This window comes from Propionivibrio limicola (assembly GCF_009469695.1).
Lineage (GTDB): Bacteria > Pseudomonadota > Gammaproteobacteria > Burkholderiales > Rhodocyclaceae > Propionivibrio > Propionivibrio limicola.
In genome coordinates, this window is the sequence record NZ_SSSR01000001.1 from 96,551 (window position 1) to 113,553 (window position 17,003).

The window sequence follows — 17,003 nt, forward strand, 5'->3', positions numbered from 1 at the left end:
GGCAACACATCTCTTGCAAGGATCTCCCCATGAATTCCACTCTCCGCAACCAGCTCATTGCCGGACTCAAGGACGGCAGCATCGTCCCTTATATTGGCCCGGGTGCGCTCACCGATGTCGTTTCCGGCACCGGCGCCCCGATGCCGGCCACCAGCGACGACATGATCATCGCCATGAATGGCGGCAAGCCGATGTCGCCCAAGCTGATGTATGAGTTTTCGCGTGCGGCGATGAACATCGAGCTCAAGCGCGGCCGCGCTACCGTCACCCGCTTCCTGAACACGACATACGGCGAAACGGCATGGAGCCGTTCGGCGCTGCACGACTGGCTGAAGGAAATCCGCCCCGCCTACGTCATCGACATCAACCGCGATACGCAGATCATCGACAGCTACGCCGGTACGCCGCACAACCTGATCCTCGGCTGCGCCCGCATCGGCGGCACGAGCTACCGGTTCAAGCTGTATGCGCATGACGGCACGACATACCGCGAGATCACGCCCGACCAGGCTGACCCGAACCTGCCGGCACTCTTCAAGCCGATGGGCTCGCCCAAACCGGAGCCGAGCTACATCGCTTCCGACGCCGACTACGTCGACTTCATCACCGAACTGATGGGCGGTTTCGGCGTTCCTCCGTTCCTTAAAAGATCGAGAAAAGGGAAACGCTACCTGCTGCTCGGCATGCGCCTGAACCGCGACACCGAACGCATGGTGCTTTCCGACATCATCCACGGCGCCGGGGAGCCGGCTGGCTGGGCGTTGATCGAGACCCCGACAGCGAAGGAAAGACGCTTCCTCGCCCGCCAGAAAATCGAGCTCGTGGAATGCAACTGGCGGGAATTGATGAGCGAATCAGCCGCTCTTCAGCTTTCCGAATAAACAACGGAATAGTCAACGGCGTTGCACGGCCCCCAGACGGCGCATCAAGAAGCGGCTGACCACGCCCGATCAGGCTTCCACCTCGCGACCCAGGCCGGGAATTCGGCGGCGGGCATGGGCCTCGCGATGCCATAGCCCTGAACCAGCACGCATCCGAGGTCCAACAGCCGCGAGCCGTGCTCAACAGTTTCGACCCCTTCCGCGATCACCCGCCGGCCAAAGGCCTCGGCAAGACCGACGACGCCCTGAACGATCGCCAGATCATTGGGGTCATCGAGCATACCGCGCACGAAGCTCTGATCGATCTTGAGCACGGCGGCCGGCAATCGCTTGAGATACGTGAGCGACGCGTAGCCCGTGCCAAAGTCATCGAGTGCGAAACTCACGCCGAGATCAAGACAGGCGTACATGAGTTCGGAAACCTGCGTCAAATCCTCCAGGGCACTCGTTTCCAGAATCTCCAGCTCCAGACGATCATGCGGCACTTCCGGGTGCGCCGCCAGCAAGGCCAACAGCCGATCCCGGAAAGTCCCACCCAGCAGTTGTCGCGCACCAATGTTGACGCTGACCGGAATATCCAGCCCCAAATCGCGCCACACCCCAAGCTGACTCAGCGCAGCATCAATCACCCATTCGCCGATTTCAACGCTGACCGCGTGTTTTTCGATCATCGGCAGGAAAGCGGAAGGCGGCAACAGCCCGCGCTCCGGATGCTGCCAGCGTATCAACGCCTCGGCGCCGATGACCGTCCCGGTCCGCATATCAACCTTGGGCTGGTAGTACAGCACGAATTCATCGCGGGCGAGCGCGCCGCGAATGCCATCGACAAGCTCTTTCTGCCGCAGCGTCGCCTCATCCTGCACGACATCGAACACGTAATAGCGGTTCTTGCCCTCCTGCTTGGCGTGATACATCGCCTGATCGGCGTGGCGCATGAGCAGATCGGCATCCCCCTTGTCCTGAGGATAAAAAGTGACACCAATGCTGGCGGAGACTTCGATCGTGTGGCCATTGACAGGCAAAGGCATCGAGGCGGCATGCAGCAGCCGTTCCAATACCGGCAGGCAATCCGGTTCATGTTCGAGATCGACCAATACGGCGACGAACTCATCGCCGCCAATGCGCGAAATCGTATCCCCCTCGCGCAAGACATCTTTCATGCGCTGGGCGACGGTCTGCAAAAGCTTGTCGCCAACATCATGGCCATAGCGATCATTGACCGGTTTGAACCCATCGAGATCCAGATAAAGCACCGCCAGCGAAAGACCACGACGCATACTCAGGACCATCGACTGGCGCAAGCGGTCGGCCAGCAGAACCCGGTTGGGCAGGCCGGTAAGCGAATCGTAGTGGGCCACATGCTCCAGTTGCCGCTGGTACTCCTTCATCTGGGTGATGTCGGAGAAGAGTGCAACGTAGTTCTGGACCTTCCCCGCCGCATCGTAGACCGCCGTGATGTCGGTCAGAGCCGCAAAAAGCTCACCGCTTTTGTTTCTGTTCCAAAGCTCGCCGTACCAGTAACCGCTCTGAATGAGCGACTCCCACATACTGCGATAGAAATCGGCATCCTGGAAACCTGACTTGATTATCCGCGGATTTTGGCCAATCGCTTCCTCGTACGTGTAGCCGGTAATGCGGCTAAAAGCCTCATTGACTTCAACAATCGTGCCGTCCGCCTCGGTAATCATGATGCCTTCGCGGGCATGGGAGAACACGCTGGCGGCACGTTGCTGGCGGACTTCATTCTGTCGCCGCTCGGTGATATCGGAGAACGTGGCCAGCAACCGTTTGTCAGGCAAGCGCTGGGCAGTCACTTCGAGGTCGCGACATTGTCCATCGGGACGGCGAATCCTGATTTGGTCGGCGCCGGCCGTGGCATGCTCGCCATCGATTTGCGCCTGCCAGTCCGCAATCGCTCTTGTCGAACGCTCCCTATCCGCACAGACAAGCGGCCACCAAGCCTCCAGGTCCGGAACATCCCCTGCCGAATGACCGAACAAGCGCGTGAAGGCGGCATTGGCCAGCACGAACCGCTCCCGCTCGTCGAGCAGCGCAATGCCTTGCGGCACGCTCTCCACCAGCATGCGGAAGTTCGTTTCACTTTCGCGCAACCGGGCCTCACGCTCCAGCACCGCCCCGGCCATGCTACGCATATGCTGCGCAAGGCTCTCAATTTCGTCGATTCCGGAATGCGGAATTCCCGCGTGGTAGTTCCCGCCCGCCACGGCCTCCATGTGCGCGGCGAACTCGCCGACTTTCCGCATCATGCTCCGGCTCGCAATCAGTGCGGAAATAACGGCCAGAAGCAGCGCAAAAGCACTCCCCGCCGCGAGCGAAACCAGCGTTGAGCGGACGATGGCAAACGCTTTATCCGTCGGTTGTCCGACCAGCGCCGTCCAGCCGGTTTCGGCAATCGGCGTCGTACTCCCGAGGTATTGCATCGCATCGAGTTCGAAATACCCGGATGCAGGCGAATCCACCTCTCCCTGCAGAAGTTCCAGATTCCTGAAATTCTCTTGCCGCAACGCCCGCACGGCATCGGGATGGCCGACGACATTGCCGCGGCGATCGAGAATGACGGTCAATACGTCATCCGCTGTGCTCAGCAGCCCGGCGAACCGCGATACTTCCTCAAGGTTCAATTCGCCGACCAGCACCCCATCGATGGCGGTCTCGCCCGCTTTCCGGAGCGGAATGTTCAGCGGCAGCGCCAACGCGACGACGATGTTCCCGCGCGCCGAGAGGTAGGTATCCGACCAGACTTTGCGCCCGACCTGACGCGATGCGCGGGCAAAAACACGGGCCGAGAAATCGATCCCCAACAGGTTTTCCCGCCGGGAACGACCTTCTTTCGGCAAACCGACTTCGATCACGCGATCGTCGGCATCCAGAACGTAAAGCGCCTCAAGGCCCTTATTGGCGTGGGCGACAGTATCGACCATCGTCTGCAACTGCGCTTCCGACAACGTCGGGCGGGAAGCGATGTCATTCTCCAGATTGTCCAGTTGGGAGGAAAAATCGGTGAGGAAGTGATCGATTTGCGTCGCAGCCACCCGGCTGAGCATTAGATTCTGGTGCTCGACGTCCCTGTTGAGCCGGGGCACGAGAACGCCAAGCAGGATGAGAATGACGGAAACAACAGCCAGCGCCACCAGCGTCGATAAACCGAGCGAGAGCCAGAAGCGGATTGAACGTGACATTGCTCTAGCGTCCGATCAGGGTAGCCGCACAAACGTGCCGTTGCGGATAGTCGTCATATACGTCTCGCGCCTCGCGTCGCCGGCCGCATCGAAACGTATCTCCGACTGGACCCCCGCAAAAACCCGACGTTCGAGAATGGCCTGCTTCAACGGCTGCCCCTCCTTTTTTGCGGCCAGAGCGTCGAGCACCACATTCGCCGCATCAAACGCAGTCACGCCACCAAAGCCCGGTTCGAGTGCAAAGCGCTCGACATACGCCTTGCGAAACGCCTGATAAGCTGGAGCCTGGCTGTCGCGATCAAGGAACTGGGCGATGGTCATGCCCTCAACGGCCTTGCCACCCAGCTCCGTGAGCCGCTCGGTTGCCGCCCACTCCGACGTCGCGATACGGATAGCGGCATCGCGTTTGCGCAGTTGCTGGGCCAGCATCGCCGTATCGACCGAATTGGCAATGACGAGCACGGCATCCGACTGCGAACGAAGAAGAGTTTCGGCCATGCGCGCGAAATCCGTGTCATCACCGGAAAGATACGGCTCGGTCATCACCACCTCGCCGCCATGCGCGGCAAAAGCCGCACGATAGTCGGCCAACCAGCTCGCGCTGTACGCTTTATTCCGCAGATCGTAAGCCACCGCAATCCGGCGCAGCCCCTGGGTCGTGTACTGATAGTCGGCAATCTTGTGGGCGTACTCGCTGGTTGGCGAAATAACGCGCAGGAAATAATCATCCCGTCCGGACAGCTCGGTTGTAGACACGGTCGGACTGACCATCAGCATCTGCGCTTCATTCGCCCGCGGCACACAGGCCATCGCCATCGCGCTCGTCATCGGGCCGATGATGGCCTCAACCTTGCGGTCAATCAGACGGGCGACGGCCTGCTTCGCCACCTCCTCGTCCTGAACGTCATCCTCGACGATCAGCTCGACCATTCTGCCATTCACACCACCCGCCTTGTTGCGCATTTCGATGGCCAATGCCGCGCCATTCCGCCCACTGATGCCGAGATCGGCCACACGCCCCGAAACACCGCCGATAAAACCGATACGGATTGGCTCACGCGGCGAACACCCCACGAGGACTGCGGCCAAGGCGAGCAGCCATAAGCAGTTTTTTACTATCGCATTGATCATATCGTCCCTGACATACCGGCTGATCTCCCTTTACCGACGTCCACGACTCCGCTTCCAGCCCCTTGTTTGATACTAGCAATTTATCGCGCTTTTTTGCATGCCCTTATCGTTGCAATACAACCGCCAAGGGAAACGGCGCTCGGGCGACGGTGGGAGCCGTGCGGCAGCCTACCTGATCGACTATGATTATTTATCACCACCGGCATAGGGAATCGTCATGCAAATTCTGGGCATTGACGTCGGCGGCACGGGGATCAAGGCAGCGATTGTTGAAACCGAGACCGGCGAACTGATCAGCGAACGCCTCCGGATCTTGACGCCTCGCCCCGCCACGCCGGAAGCCATCGGCCTTGCACTGAAGGATATCGTCGATCAGCATCGCTGGACGGGCCCGCTCGGCATCGGGTTCCCGGCCGCCATCCAGCACGGTATCGCGCGCACCGCTTCCAACATCGACAAATCGTTCATCGGCTTGGCCGTGGCCGACTTTTTCGCCGCGCAAACCGGTTGCCCGGTTTATATCGCCAACGATGCCGACGTGGCCGGTCTGGCCGAAATGCGTTTCGGCGCCGGCAAGGATACCGCCGGCGTCGTTCTGATCGTCACCATCGGCACGGGGCTCGGCACCGCGCTGTTTTCGAATGGCCACTTGCTGCCCAATACCGAACTCGGCCACGTCCTGCTCGGCAAAGGCATCGAAGCCGAGCGCTACGCGTCGGAATCCGTCCGGGTGACCAAGAAGCTCAGGTGGAAAACATGGGGAAAGCGTTTCAACACCTACCTCGAAACGATGGAAAACCTTTTCTGGCCCGACCTGATCGTGCTCGGCGGCGGCGCCAGCCATAAACTGCACAAGTTCGCCCCCCTCATCACCGTCGTCACGCCGGTCATCCCGGCCAGCTTCCTCAACCAGGCCGGCATCGTCGGCGCGGCACTGTATGCCGAGGAATGCCTGCGCGCTCCGAATCGAATTAGCGCCTGAGAAACTCTGTTTGAACCGCTTTCAACGCAGAGAGCGCAGAGCCGCAGAGAACGCAGAGAAAAATCGAGAAAGGGCAAGGAGGAAGCACAAAGGGTGAATTTCACCCATCGGATTGGAATGAAGCTTCTCTCTGCGATCTCTGTATCTCTGCGACCTCTGCGTTGAAAGCGGTTCCAGCCGACGTTTTCCGGCTTATTCGTCTTCCTCAATAGCCTGTGGTTTGGCCGCCCACGAGGCCAGCCATTGAGCAAGTTCGTTCGCCGGGAGGGGCTTGCTGAAGTAGTAGCCCTGCAGTTCGTCGCAGCCGGCGGACGTGAGGGCAAAGCGCTGTTCGAGGCTTTCGACGCCTTCGGCGACGACGCGCAGGCCGAGCGTATGGCCGAGCCCGATGATGGCCTGGGTAATTGCCTTGTCTTTCGGATCGGTCAGCATGTCGCTGACGAACGACTGGTCGATCTTCAGCTTGTCGATCGGGAAGCGATAGAGGTAGTTGAGGCTCGAATAGCCGGTGCCGAAATCGTCGACCGACAATCCGATGCCCAGCGCCTTGATGCCCTGCAACTGTTCGATCGTGCGCACGCGGTCGACCATCAGCAGCGACTCGGTCAGCTCCAGTTCGATGCTGCCGGGCGTGTTGCCGAATTGCTCCAGCGCCTGCCGCAAGTTGGCGAGCAAGGCGTCGTCCTTGAACTGGGCTGCCGACAGATTGACCGAAACCTGGATATTCCCGATGCCTGACTCGCTCCATTCCTTCTGTTGCCGGCAGGCTTCCCCGAAAATCCAGTAGCCGAGCGGGACGATCAGGCCGGTTTCCTCAGCCACCGGAATGAATTCGGACGGCGACACCAGCCCGCGTTGCGGATGGCGCCAGCGCACCAGTGCCTCGACGCCGAGCACTTCGCCGCTGAGTACGTCGACGCGCGGTTGGTAGAAAAGACACAGTTCGTTCTGACCGATGGCGGCACGCAGGTCGCGTTCGATTTGCAGGCGCTCGCGTTCGGCGCGATCCATTTCGGCGGTGAAGAAATGCGCGGCATGACGGCCTTCGCGCCCTTCCTGCTTGGCGTAGTACATGGCCGCATCGGCGTTGCGCATCAACGCTTCGACGCTCTGCCCATGGTCGGGGTAAACGGCGATGCCGACGCTGCACCCGACGTTGAGCTCGACGCCGTTAATCACGTGCGGCGCGCGGATCAGTGGCACCAGCCGCTGTTCGACGATCTGGCCGACTTCCTGCGCCGTCGCGACATCGCTGAAGATGACGACGAACTCGTCGCCGCCCAGCCGGCTCACCGTATCGCCGGCCCGCACCACCTGCAACAAGCGGCTGGCGACCGATTGCAGCAAGCCGTCGCCGACATGGTGGCCGAGCGTGTCGTTGATGCTCTTGAAGCGGTCGAGATCCATGAATAACACGCCAACGCGCCGGTCGTTGCGTTTCGCCTGCTGGATCGCCATGTTCAGGCGATCGAGACAGAGCGCCCGATTCGGCAGATCGGTCAGCGTATCGTGATGCGCGAGATGGCTGATGCGGCGCTCGCTCTCCTTGCGCTCGCTGATGTCGAGGAAGGTCGCTACAAAATGGACGATCTCGCCGTCGCGGTTGCGCACGGCGTTGATGACCGTCCAGATCGGGAAAGTGTCGCCATTCTTGCGCCGCAGAAGGAGTTCGCCCTGCCAGCTGCCGCGCCATTTGGCGGTGCTCCACGCCTGCTCGAAAAGGCTTTCCTGAGCCACGCCGGGACGGAGAAAGTCAGGGTGGCGGCCGACCACTTCCGAATGCTCGTAGGCCGTACTGCGGACAAAAGCACGGTTCACGGTCACGATCTCGTGCTCGGCGTTCGTAACCATGACGCTTTCCGACGACGCCTCGAACACGCGCGCCCACAATTCGAGCCGGGATTCCATCTGCTTGATACGGCCAATCGGCGTGAAGGCCGTCAGCACCGCATCGCGATTCTGGTAGGTCAGGCGGCGCGCCGAAAGCAGCGCCCAGCGGTTCTCCGGCTCGCCGCGCCAAAGCGCCTCGAATTCATCGACACCGCCCTGGTCGGACAACTGCTGGAAAAACGCCGCTCGCTGAGCCCGCGCCAACCCCTTTTTCCAGGGGTCGGCTTGCGGATCGTGCAACCAGTCGAGCGCCGGTGCATTGGCGTGCAACACCTCATGATCGGGAATCGCCGTCACCATCAGCGGAATCGGAATGGCCTCGATCAACTCGCGCTGCGCTTCGGCGGCACGGGCGCTGGCGGCCAGTTCCTGCTGCGTCAGACGGAAGCGGTCGAGTTGCTCAAGCATGCCGTTGAAGGCGTCGACAAGGCAGCCCAGTTCATCACCGGACGACCATTTGGCGCGCAACGAATAATCGGCTGTCCGGCTCACCTCGGTCGCCACCGTCGCCAGCCGCCGGATCGGCAGCGCGATCATCCGCGCCACGAAGAAGACCAAAGACAGAATAACCAGCAACAGGAAAACCGCCGCGCCGAGGTGCCACCACATGCGCCAGAAAAGCTTATCGACGCGCGCTTCGAGCAAGCCATTCAACGCCCAGCCGGCTTCTTGCCAGGTCACCGCGAGGCTCTCATCGAGCGCTGCCTCGTTGTTGCGAATGTTCGCTACGGAAGCCGCGTCGAAACGAACCATCGCCGCGCGGTGCGTCGCTTCGCGAAAAGATTCAACCGCCGTCAACAGCACGTTAAGTGATGGCGACAGATACTGCCCCAATACGCCATCACCGCCCCCCAAGACCTCCGTGTAATCCAGCACGATCCTGTTGACCAGGGCATCAAGACGTCCTTCGGCGATCAGATACGCAGCCTGCCGCCGCTGCCGGCTCTGTGCCGTGCTCGCTTCGCCGACCGCCAGCGCCGTCTGGCTAACCCTGAACGAGACATCGACCAATTCAGGGAAACGCAACACGACGAGCGACATCGTGTAGTAGCTGTCGATATCCGGGTCGAGAATCAGATTGGACTGATTACCGATACGTGTCACAAGCGACTGCAGTGCATAGGATGCACCCAACCTGGCCTCCACTGCACGGGCATTACCGGACGCATCAGATGCCGTATCCAATCGACGTAGTTGTTCCGCCAGTTCCCCTGCGAGTTTCTCGCTCTGCATTCGGCTGCCATACCTGCGTTCCGCTGCTTCAATCCGAGCGGCGCGGCTAGCCCCTTCGCTGTCGTGCCTGGCGAACATCGTTTCCCGAATCTCGCTGATGTAGGCGTTGCCGGCAATTTCCTTGCGCGCAAAGTCGATCGCGATGTATTTCTCGTTGATCAGGATCGACGAGACGAAGATGACGGCCGACAGGTCAAGAATGTAGATGAGCACCAGCTTGCGGCTGACGCTCAGCTTCCCGATCAACTCCTGAATGAAATGCCGCACGCTCAAGCTCCGCTCCGGCCACGCTGACAGCCCTGAAGCCGGCCCCCCTTCTCAAGCTGCGTCATCCAGCCGTCAATTTCCCGACCCAGCGCTTCCCCGGCGTCAACGAGCGCCCGGACGCCGCCGGCCGCATTCGGCGTCGCCGCCGCCTGCTCAATCGTATGCGAACGCGTGGCAAGCACTTGCCGCTTGCCGTCGATCAGGGTGGCGCGGGCATGCAAGACCCCCCGGCTTTTCTCTGCAGCATCGAAGACGTGCGAAAACTCGAGCAGATCAATCCGCAACAGGCACTCGACCGCTGTGCTTGCCGAAGAGCCGTTCGCCCCAAGCTGCTGCCGCAGGTGCTGAGCGAGCAGGCTGGCCGGCGCCCCTGCCCAGCGGCTGGTCGCGTATTCGCGCAACTTCAGCGGATCGTCATAGGCCAGACGGTAATCGACCGGCAGCGCATCGAACCAGGCCGGCGCCTTGACGTCGACGACCAGCTTCGGCCATCCCGCGCCCAGGGGCTGCGCCGGCAATCCGAAATCGTAAATGGCGGATGCGTCGTTCCGGATGCCTCCGGCGCAACCGCCCAGCAGCAGCGCCGCGCAGAAAATGAACCGATATCGCATGAATTTCCCCTATTTTCTTATTGTCCGGCCCCGGCAGGCGCCACAAAACCGGCCTCGCCGGGACCTGGCGGGTTTTGGCGGCCAAAAATCAGACTTTGCGGCGATTCTTCGACCATTTGCAAAACGCGGTTGAGTTGCTGCGAACTCGCCGAAAGTTCATCCGACAGCGCGTTGAGCCGAGGAACGAGACTGCTGGCGCCGGCAGCCGATGAATCGCCGAGCGCCAGTTCGACTTTCTCGGTCGTCGATTGCAGGCGCGCCACCAGTCCGCGCGCCTCGGCGAAGAACGGCCCGGCCTGCGCCACCGTGTATTCGGCATGACTCAACGTAGTATTGAGTCGCTGCACGTTTTCCGGCGACAGCAACTGCTTGAGTTGAGCCGTCGTCTCCCGCGTGTTGCGCGACGTCGCCTCAAGATTGACGAGCGTGTGCGAAATGGCCTGCCGGTTCTCGGGCGTCAGGATTTCATTGACGCTGGCCAGCAGATCGCGGGCGTTGCGCAGCGTGTCGCCACCGACATCGGTCAGCTCCTCAATCAGTGAATCCTGCATGACGATGCGCGCCGGCCGGTCACCGCTTGTCCCGAGCGGCAATCCGTCCCCGCCGTTTTCTTCGAGCAGGACATGGGCGATACCGGTCACGCCCTGGTAACCGAGTTTGGCCGTCGTGCCGCGGGTGATCGGGATGTCTTTACGGACGCTGATGCGGATCAGCGTGTTGCGCGGGTCATCGCGATCGAGTTCGATCGATTCGACCTTGCCGACGCTGATGCCGCGATAACGCACCTGCGCCTGCGGGCTGAGGCCGGTGACATTGCGATGCGTCTGCACCTCGAAGGTGCTGGTCTCATCCTGCTTGCCGCCAAACCACCACACCGAGGCAACGGCGGCCACGCCAAGGAGCAGCGTGAAAAGTCCGGCGATCAGGGCATGCGAGCGATTTTCCATGGGGTTTCCAACCTATTGATCAGCTGACGGCGACGTCTTTCTTTTCATGACGGCTCGGGCATGTTCGGAGCAGAAAAAGCTGTGGATGAACGGGTGATCGACGTTCAGCACCTCGGCCGGCGAACAACAGACGATGATACGCCGCTCGGCCAGCACCGCGACACGCGTCGCCAGCCCGGCCAGCGTATCGAGGTCGTGCGTCACCATGACGACCGAGAAGCCGAGCTGTCTCTGCAAGGTACCGATCAGATGCACGAAATTGTCCGCGAGGTCGGGATCGAGCCCCGCCGTCGGCTCGTCGAGCACCAGCAGTTCGGGTTCGAGCGACAAGGCGCGCGCCAGCGCCACGCGCTTGACCATGCCGCCGGACAGCTCCGCCGGCATCAGCCGGGCATGATCCGGCCCCAGTTCGACCATCGCCAGCTTCATGTAGACGAGATCGCGAATGGTGTCTTCGTCGAGCAGGCGCAGTTCGCGCAACGGAAAGGCAATGTTGTCGAACACCGAGAGCGCGGAAAACAGCGCACCGTGCTGGAAGAGCATGCCGAAACGGCGCCGCACGTCGCGACGCACGCGCGGGTCGGGATCGAGCACGCGCTCGCCGAACAGACGCACTTCGCCGGCGCTTGGCTCGAGCAGGCCGACGATCTCGCGCAGCAGCGTCGTCTTGCCGCTGCCGGAACCGCCGACCAGGCAAAGAATCTGGCCGGACTCAACATCAAGGTCGATGCCGTCGTGAATCACCGTTCTGCCGAAACGGGTCACGATGCCGCGCAACTGGATCACCGGAGTCATGGTCGGTCTCACTACACCGGCATCCCGACGCCGCGCGTCAGCACCGCAAAAATGGCATCGACAATGATCACCACGGTAATCGCCGTCACCACCGAAGACGTCGTCCGCGCCGAGAGGCTTTCCGTGTTCGGCCGCACCTTGAGGCCGAAGTGGCAGGCAATCAGCGCGATCAGAAAGCCGAACAGGAAACCCTTGCCGATGCCGATCCAGACGTTCGCCACCGGCACCACCCTGGGCAGCGTGTCGATGAAAAAGCCATAGGCCAGTCCCATTTCCACATTCGCCGACACCATGCCGCCGATGATCCCGGCCGCCGCGCACCAGACGACGAGCAGCGGCATGGTCACGGCCAGCGCCAGCACTTTGGGCAGCACGAGACGCAAGGTGCGCGAAATGCCCATCGTCGCCAGCGCGTCGATTTCCTCCGTCACGCGCATGACGCCGATTTGTGCCGTCATCGCCGAGCCGGAACGCCCGGCCACCAGCACGGCGACGATGACCGGCCCCAGTTCGCGGATGATCGAAATGCCGAGCAGGTTGACGATGTAGATGTCGGCGCCGAAGGTCTTGAGCTGCAGCGACGAGAGATACGACAGCACGATGCCGATCAGGAAGCCGACGAGCGCCGTCACCGGCAAGGCCAGCGCGCCGCTCTTGTAGAGCGTGGCCGAAAACTCGCGCCACGGAATATCACGCGGATGCGCAAAGAGATAGCCGAGATCAAGCACGAGCTGGCCGATCAGCGTCACGACCTCGCGCAGGTTCCTTACCGCCTTGAACAACAGGGTTCCGACGACGATCAACGGCCACGACAGCCAGTCGAGCCGCTGTTGCGCACGCGTCCCTCTGCCGCGGGAAAACTCGGCCGACGGCGGCAAGGCGGCGGCCCGTTCGAGAATCGCGCGCTGCTCTGCGGTCGCCGTCAGCGCCTCCGGCCAGCGCCGCCCCCACGCCTGCCAGAGCAACACGGCCCCGGCACTGTCGAGACGCGCCACGTCGGTCAAGTCCCACACCGGACGCCGCGCCGCGTGCTCGCGCAACGTCGCTTGCAGCGCCGCGACAGGCGCCGGCAAAGCGGTTAGCGTCCAGTCGCCGGACAACCTGAGTTCGCGCTGTCCGTCTTTCCCGACGCGCTCGTCGATCGCCAACGCCGGACGGGCCACCGACCTACCCCTCCAGCCCGGCCATCCGGCGCTTGATGCGCAAGGTCATGCCAATCGCCTGCCAGTACTGCACGCCATCGGCCAATGCGCCGGCCGTCAGCGGATTGGCATTCATCCAGGCGGCAGGTAGTTCAATCAGAAAAGCCGTCGCTGTCTGCTTGACCCGGCAGTCGGGCGGCGGCACGTTGCTGCGCGAGCGGTTCAGAATCGCCGCCAGCCGCAAACAGAAAAGCAGGCGCCACATCGGATCGGAAGACGGCATCAACGGCAACTTGTCGAGCTTGCCGCGCTGACCCACCACGAGCAGCGACAACCGCTCCTGATCCTTCTTGGAGAATCCCGGCATGTCGGCGTTGCCGATGATGTAAGCGCCATGCTTGTGAAAACCGCTCTGGGCAATCGACATGCCGATTTCGTGCAACGCCACCGCCCAGCGCAGAAAGCGTACTTCGCACTCGCAGTCCGGCGCGTCGATCGGGATCAATTGGCCGAGCAAGGCGAGCGCCGTCTTTTCGACGCGGGCAACCTGCTTGGTATCGACCTGATAGCGGCGCATGAACTGCTGCACGGTCACTTCGCGCATGTCGTTATGCTGATAGCGGCCGAGCAGGTCATACAGCACGCCGAGACGCAAGGCGCCGTCGGAATAAATCATGCGCTCAATGCCCAGCTCGGAAAAGATGGCCGACATGATGGCGAGACCGCCGGGGAATACAGGCAGACGGTCGGGCCGCAAGCCGGAAAGCTTCATGGCGCTTGCCGAACCGGCGCGAATCAGCATCGCTTTGAGCTTCGCCAGGCCTTCGCGCGTGATGCCGGTGACGCCATCCGGGTTGAGATTATTCTCTTCGAGCAGATCGGCAATCGCCCGCGCCGTACCGGACGAGGCCACCGACTCGGTCCAGCCGAGGCGCCGGTAGTCCTCGGCGATGAGCTGGATTTCGCTCGCCGCCGCCACTTCCGCTTCCGTAAACCGCTTTTTATCGACCCGCCCGTCGGGGAAGAAGCGCAGCGAATAGCTGACGCAGCCCATGAACAGCGATTCCAGCGCCTGCGGCTCGAATTTCTGGCCGATGATGAACTCGGTCGAGCCACCGCCGATATCGACGACCAGCCGCTTGTGACGGTCGTTTTGTGGCAGCGCGTGGGCGACGCCGATATAGATCAGGCGAGCTTCTTCGCGTCCGGCAATGATTTCGATCGGGAAGCCGAGCGCCGCTTCGGCGCGCGGCAGAAACACCTTGGCATTCCTCGCCACGCGCAGGGTGTTCGTCGCCACAGCACGCACCGCCTCCGGCTTGAAGCCGCGCAAGCGTTCGCCGAACCGGCTCAGCGTTTCCAGGGCGCGTTGCTGGGCCTCGTCATCGAGAATCTTCTCGCGGTTCAGCCCGGAGGCCAGCCGCACCGGCTCTTTCAACGAATCGAGCGGGTAAATCTGATCCTCAACCAGGCGCCCGATTTCCAGGCGGAAACTGTTTGACCCAAGATCGACTGCTGCAATCTGTGAATAACCCATTTTGTTTTTTTCAGTCTGCGCGGGAAAGTGAGATCGAGCATTCTAGCATCGGGGATAGGCTGAATATTCGCTCAAGTTTCGCTACCCTTTCCCCGTTTTTCGCTGCCGTTACGGTCATCTCTCTGTAACAAAAGCGTCATAAAATCCGGTGGTCGATTGCATTGCCAGCCCACGCCAGCTTGTCCACTTACCTCATTCCTGCTTCAATGCACCCATGACTTCAAACACCGTTATCATGCGCGGCAACGTGCCGCCCTCCCCGTATAACCGTCCCGAAAACTTTTTGAACCGCGAGCTGGGCATCCTCGCCTTCAACCGGCGCGTGCTCGCCCAAGCCAAGAATCCGCGCAAACCCCTGCTCGAACGCCTGCGCTTTCTGTGCATTGTCAGCAGCAATCTGGACGAATTTTTCGAGATCCGCGTCGCGGGACTCAAGGAACAGGTCAAACTCCACTCGGAAGCCATCAGCACCGACGGCCTGACGGCGCGCGAAGCCTTGCAACGCATCAGCGAAGAAGCGCACGCGCTGGTCGATGAGCAATACGATCTGTTCAACAACGACCTCGTGCCCCACCTCGAAGAAGCGGGCATCAAGTTCTTTCGCCGCGGCTCATGGACCGAGGCCCAGCACGCCTGGATCAAGGATTATTTCCTGCGCGAAGTCATGCCGGTACTCACGCCGATCGGGCTCGATCCGTCGCACCCTTTCCCGCGCGTACTCAACAAGAGCCTCAACTTCGCCGTCGAACTCGAAGGCAAGGATGCTTTCGGCCGCAGCTCAGACGCCGCCATCGTGCAGGCACCGCGCGTGCTGCCGCGCGTCATCCGCCTGCCCAAGCACCTGTGCGACTGCGAATACGGGTTCGTTTTCTTCTCGTCCGTGCTGCACGAATTCGTCGGCGAACTGTTTGCCGGCATGCATGTGCTCGGCTGCTACCAGTTTCGGGTTACGCGCAACAGCGACCTGTTCGTCGACGAGGAAGAAGTCAAGAACCTGCGCACCCAGATACAGGGCGAACTGCCGCAGCGCCATTTCGGCGATGCCGTGCGGCTCGAGATTGCCGATAATTGCTCCGAAACGATGGCCGGCTTCCTGCTTTCCCAGTTCGGACTGGAACCGTCCGACCTCTACCGCGTCAACGGTCCGGTCAATCTGGTGCGGCTGATGCAGATTCCCGATCAGGTGGCGCGCAACGACCTCAAGTTCAAACCGTTCCAGCCGGGCATCCCGAAACCGCTGCAAAAAAATCGCGCCCTCTTCGACGCCATTCGCGCCGGCGACATCCTGCTCCACCATCCGTACCAAAGCTTCATGCCGGTCATCGAGCTACTGAATCAGGCCGCCGATGATCCGCACGTCGTCGCCATCAAGATGACCGTGTACCGCACCGGCACCGACTCCGTGCTCATGCAGTCGCTCATCCGCGCCGCCCAGAACGGCAAGGAAGTCACCGTCGTCGTCGAGCTGATGGCGCGCTTCGACGAGGAAGCGAACATCGGCTGGGCCACCAAGCTTGAGGAAGTCGGCGCGCATGTCGTCTATGGCGTCGTCGGCTACAAGACGCACGCCAAGATGCTGATGATCGTGCGTCGCGAGGACAGCAAGGGCGGCAGCCACCTGCGCCGCTACGTGCATCTGGGAACCGGCAACTACCACCCGAAAACGGCTCGCCTCTACTCGGACTTCGGCCTTTTGACCTGCAACGAGGAAATCGGCGCCGACGTCAATGAAGTGTTCAAGCAGCTGACCGGCCTCGGTCGCGCCGAATCGCTGAAACACCTGTGGCAGGCGCCGTTTACGCTGCACGCCAACATTCTCGTCGCCATCCGCAACGAAATCGCCGCCGCCCGCGACGGCAAGCGCGGGCGCATCATGGCCAAGATGAATTCGCTGCTCGAACCGGAGGTCATCGCCGCGCTCTACGAAGCTTCGCAGGCCGGCGTGCGCATCGACCTCATCGTGCGCGGCGTGTGCGCGCTGCGTCCCGGCATCAAGGGATTGTCCGAGAACATCCGCGTCCGCTCGGTCATCGGCCGCATCCTCGAACACCACCGGATCTTCTACTTCTATGCCGGGGGCGAGGAAAAGGTTTATCTCTCCAGCGCCGACTGGATGGACCGCAACTTCTTCCGCCGCATCGAACTTGCTTTCCCGCTGGTCGACAAGAAGCTTAAGCGCCGCGTGATCTCCGAGGGACTACGCATCTATCTGGCGGACAACCTGCAGTCGTGGGAAATGGAAGGCAACGGCAACTACCACCCGCGCCGCGTCTCGCGCACCCGTCCGCGCAGCTCGCAAAGCGAATTGATCGACCTGCTCAAGCCATGATTCGGGAAGGCAGTCCGTGCGCCTGCCTTCCTTTGGAAAAACAAACTGACGCCCCCGG

At 61.6% G+C, this 17,003-nt stretch carries 11 protein-coding genes; 3 read left to right on the forward strand and 8 right to left on the reverse strand.

What is annotated here, in order from left to right:
- Positions 1–29: 29 nt before the first annotated feature.
- Positions 30–881 (forward strand): SIR2 family protein, encoded by an 852-nt coding sequence (locus GH659_RS00485; RefSeq protein ID WP_153108758.1) that lies wholly within the window; start codon positions 30–32, stop codon positions 879–881.
- A gap of 44 nt (positions 882–925) precedes the next feature.
- On the opposite strand, the gene GH659_RS00490 is transcribed toward GH659_RS00485, so the two are convergent.
- Positions 926–4,081 carry a bifunctional diguanylate cyclase/phosphodiesterase gene (locus GH659_RS00490; RefSeq protein WP_153108759.1) on the reverse strand — a complete coding sequence of 1,052 codons (3,156 nt, stop codon included), beginning with the start codon at positions 4,079–4,081 and terminating at the stop codon, positions 926–928.
- A gap of 15 nt (positions 4,082–4,096) precedes the next feature.
- Positions 4,097–5,170, reverse strand: coding sequence for an ABC transporter substrate-binding protein (locus GH659_RS00495; RefSeq protein ID WP_211364050.1), 1,074 nt, complete (start codon positions 5,168–5,170; stop codon positions 4,097–4,099).
- A 259-nt stretch (positions 5,171–5,429) separates the two neighbouring features.
- Here GH659_RS00495 and ppgK point away from each other — a divergent pair, with 259 nt between their 5' ends.
- A complete protein-coding gene (ppgK, locus tag GH659_RS00500) occupies positions 5,430–6,194 on the forward strand; it encodes a polyphosphate--glucose phosphotransferase (RefSeq protein ID WP_153108761.1) in 765 nt (254 codons plus the stop codon).
- Between the two features lie 192 nt (positions 6,195–6,386).
- Here the strand turns inward: ppgK and GH659_RS00505 are convergent, their stop codons facing one another.
- The 6 genes from GH659_RS00505 to ppx are packed head-to-tail and all read right to left on the reverse strand — an operon-like array spanning position 6,387 to position 14,616.
- Positions 6,387–9,584, reverse strand: coding sequence for an EAL domain-containing protein (locus GH659_RS00505; protein WP_153108762.1), 3,198 nt, complete (start codon positions 9,582–9,584; stop codon positions 6,387–6,389).
- Between the two features lie 2 nt (positions 9,585–9,586).
- Positions 9,587–10,195, reverse strand: a complete 609-nt coding sequence (locus tag GH659_RS00510; RefSeq protein WP_153108763.1) for an ABC-type transport auxiliary lipoprotein family protein — start codon at positions 10,193–10,195, stop codon at positions 9,587–9,589.
- A gap of 17 nt (positions 10,196–10,212) precedes the next feature.
- Positions 10,213–11,142 carry an MlaD family protein gene (locus GH659_RS00515; protein ID WP_153108764.1) on the reverse strand — a complete coding sequence of 310 codons (930 nt, stop codon included), beginning with the start codon at positions 11,140–11,142 and terminating at the stop codon, positions 10,213–10,215.
- Between the two features lie 12 nt (positions 11,143–11,154).
- Positions 11,155–11,937, reverse strand: coding sequence for an ABC transporter ATP-binding protein (locus GH659_RS00520; protein WP_153108765.1), 783 nt, complete (start codon positions 11,935–11,937; stop codon positions 11,155–11,157).
- An 11-nt stretch (positions 11,938–11,948) separates the two neighbouring features.
- Entirely contained in the window at positions 11,949–13,100 is a 1,152-nt protein-coding gene (locus GH659_RS00525) for an ABC transporter permease (protein ID WP_153108766.1), read from the reverse strand.
- A gap of 4 nt (positions 13,101–13,104) precedes the next feature.
- Positions 13,105–14,616, reverse strand: coding sequence for an exopolyphosphatase (ppx, locus tag GH659_RS00530; protein WP_153108767.1), 1,512 nt, complete (start codon positions 14,614–14,616; stop codon positions 13,105–13,107).
- Positions 14,617–14,830: 214 nt separating this feature from the next.
- Between ppx and ppk1 the strand changes: the two genes are divergently transcribed.
- The gene (gene ppk1, locus GH659_RS00535; RefSeq protein ID WP_246167589.1) at positions 14,831–16,945 is read left to right on the forward strand and encodes a polyphosphate kinase 1; all 2,115 of its coding nucleotides are present in this window, start codon (positions 14,831–14,833) and stop codon (positions 16,943–16,945) included.
- Positions 16,946–17,003 lie beyond the last annotated feature (58 nt).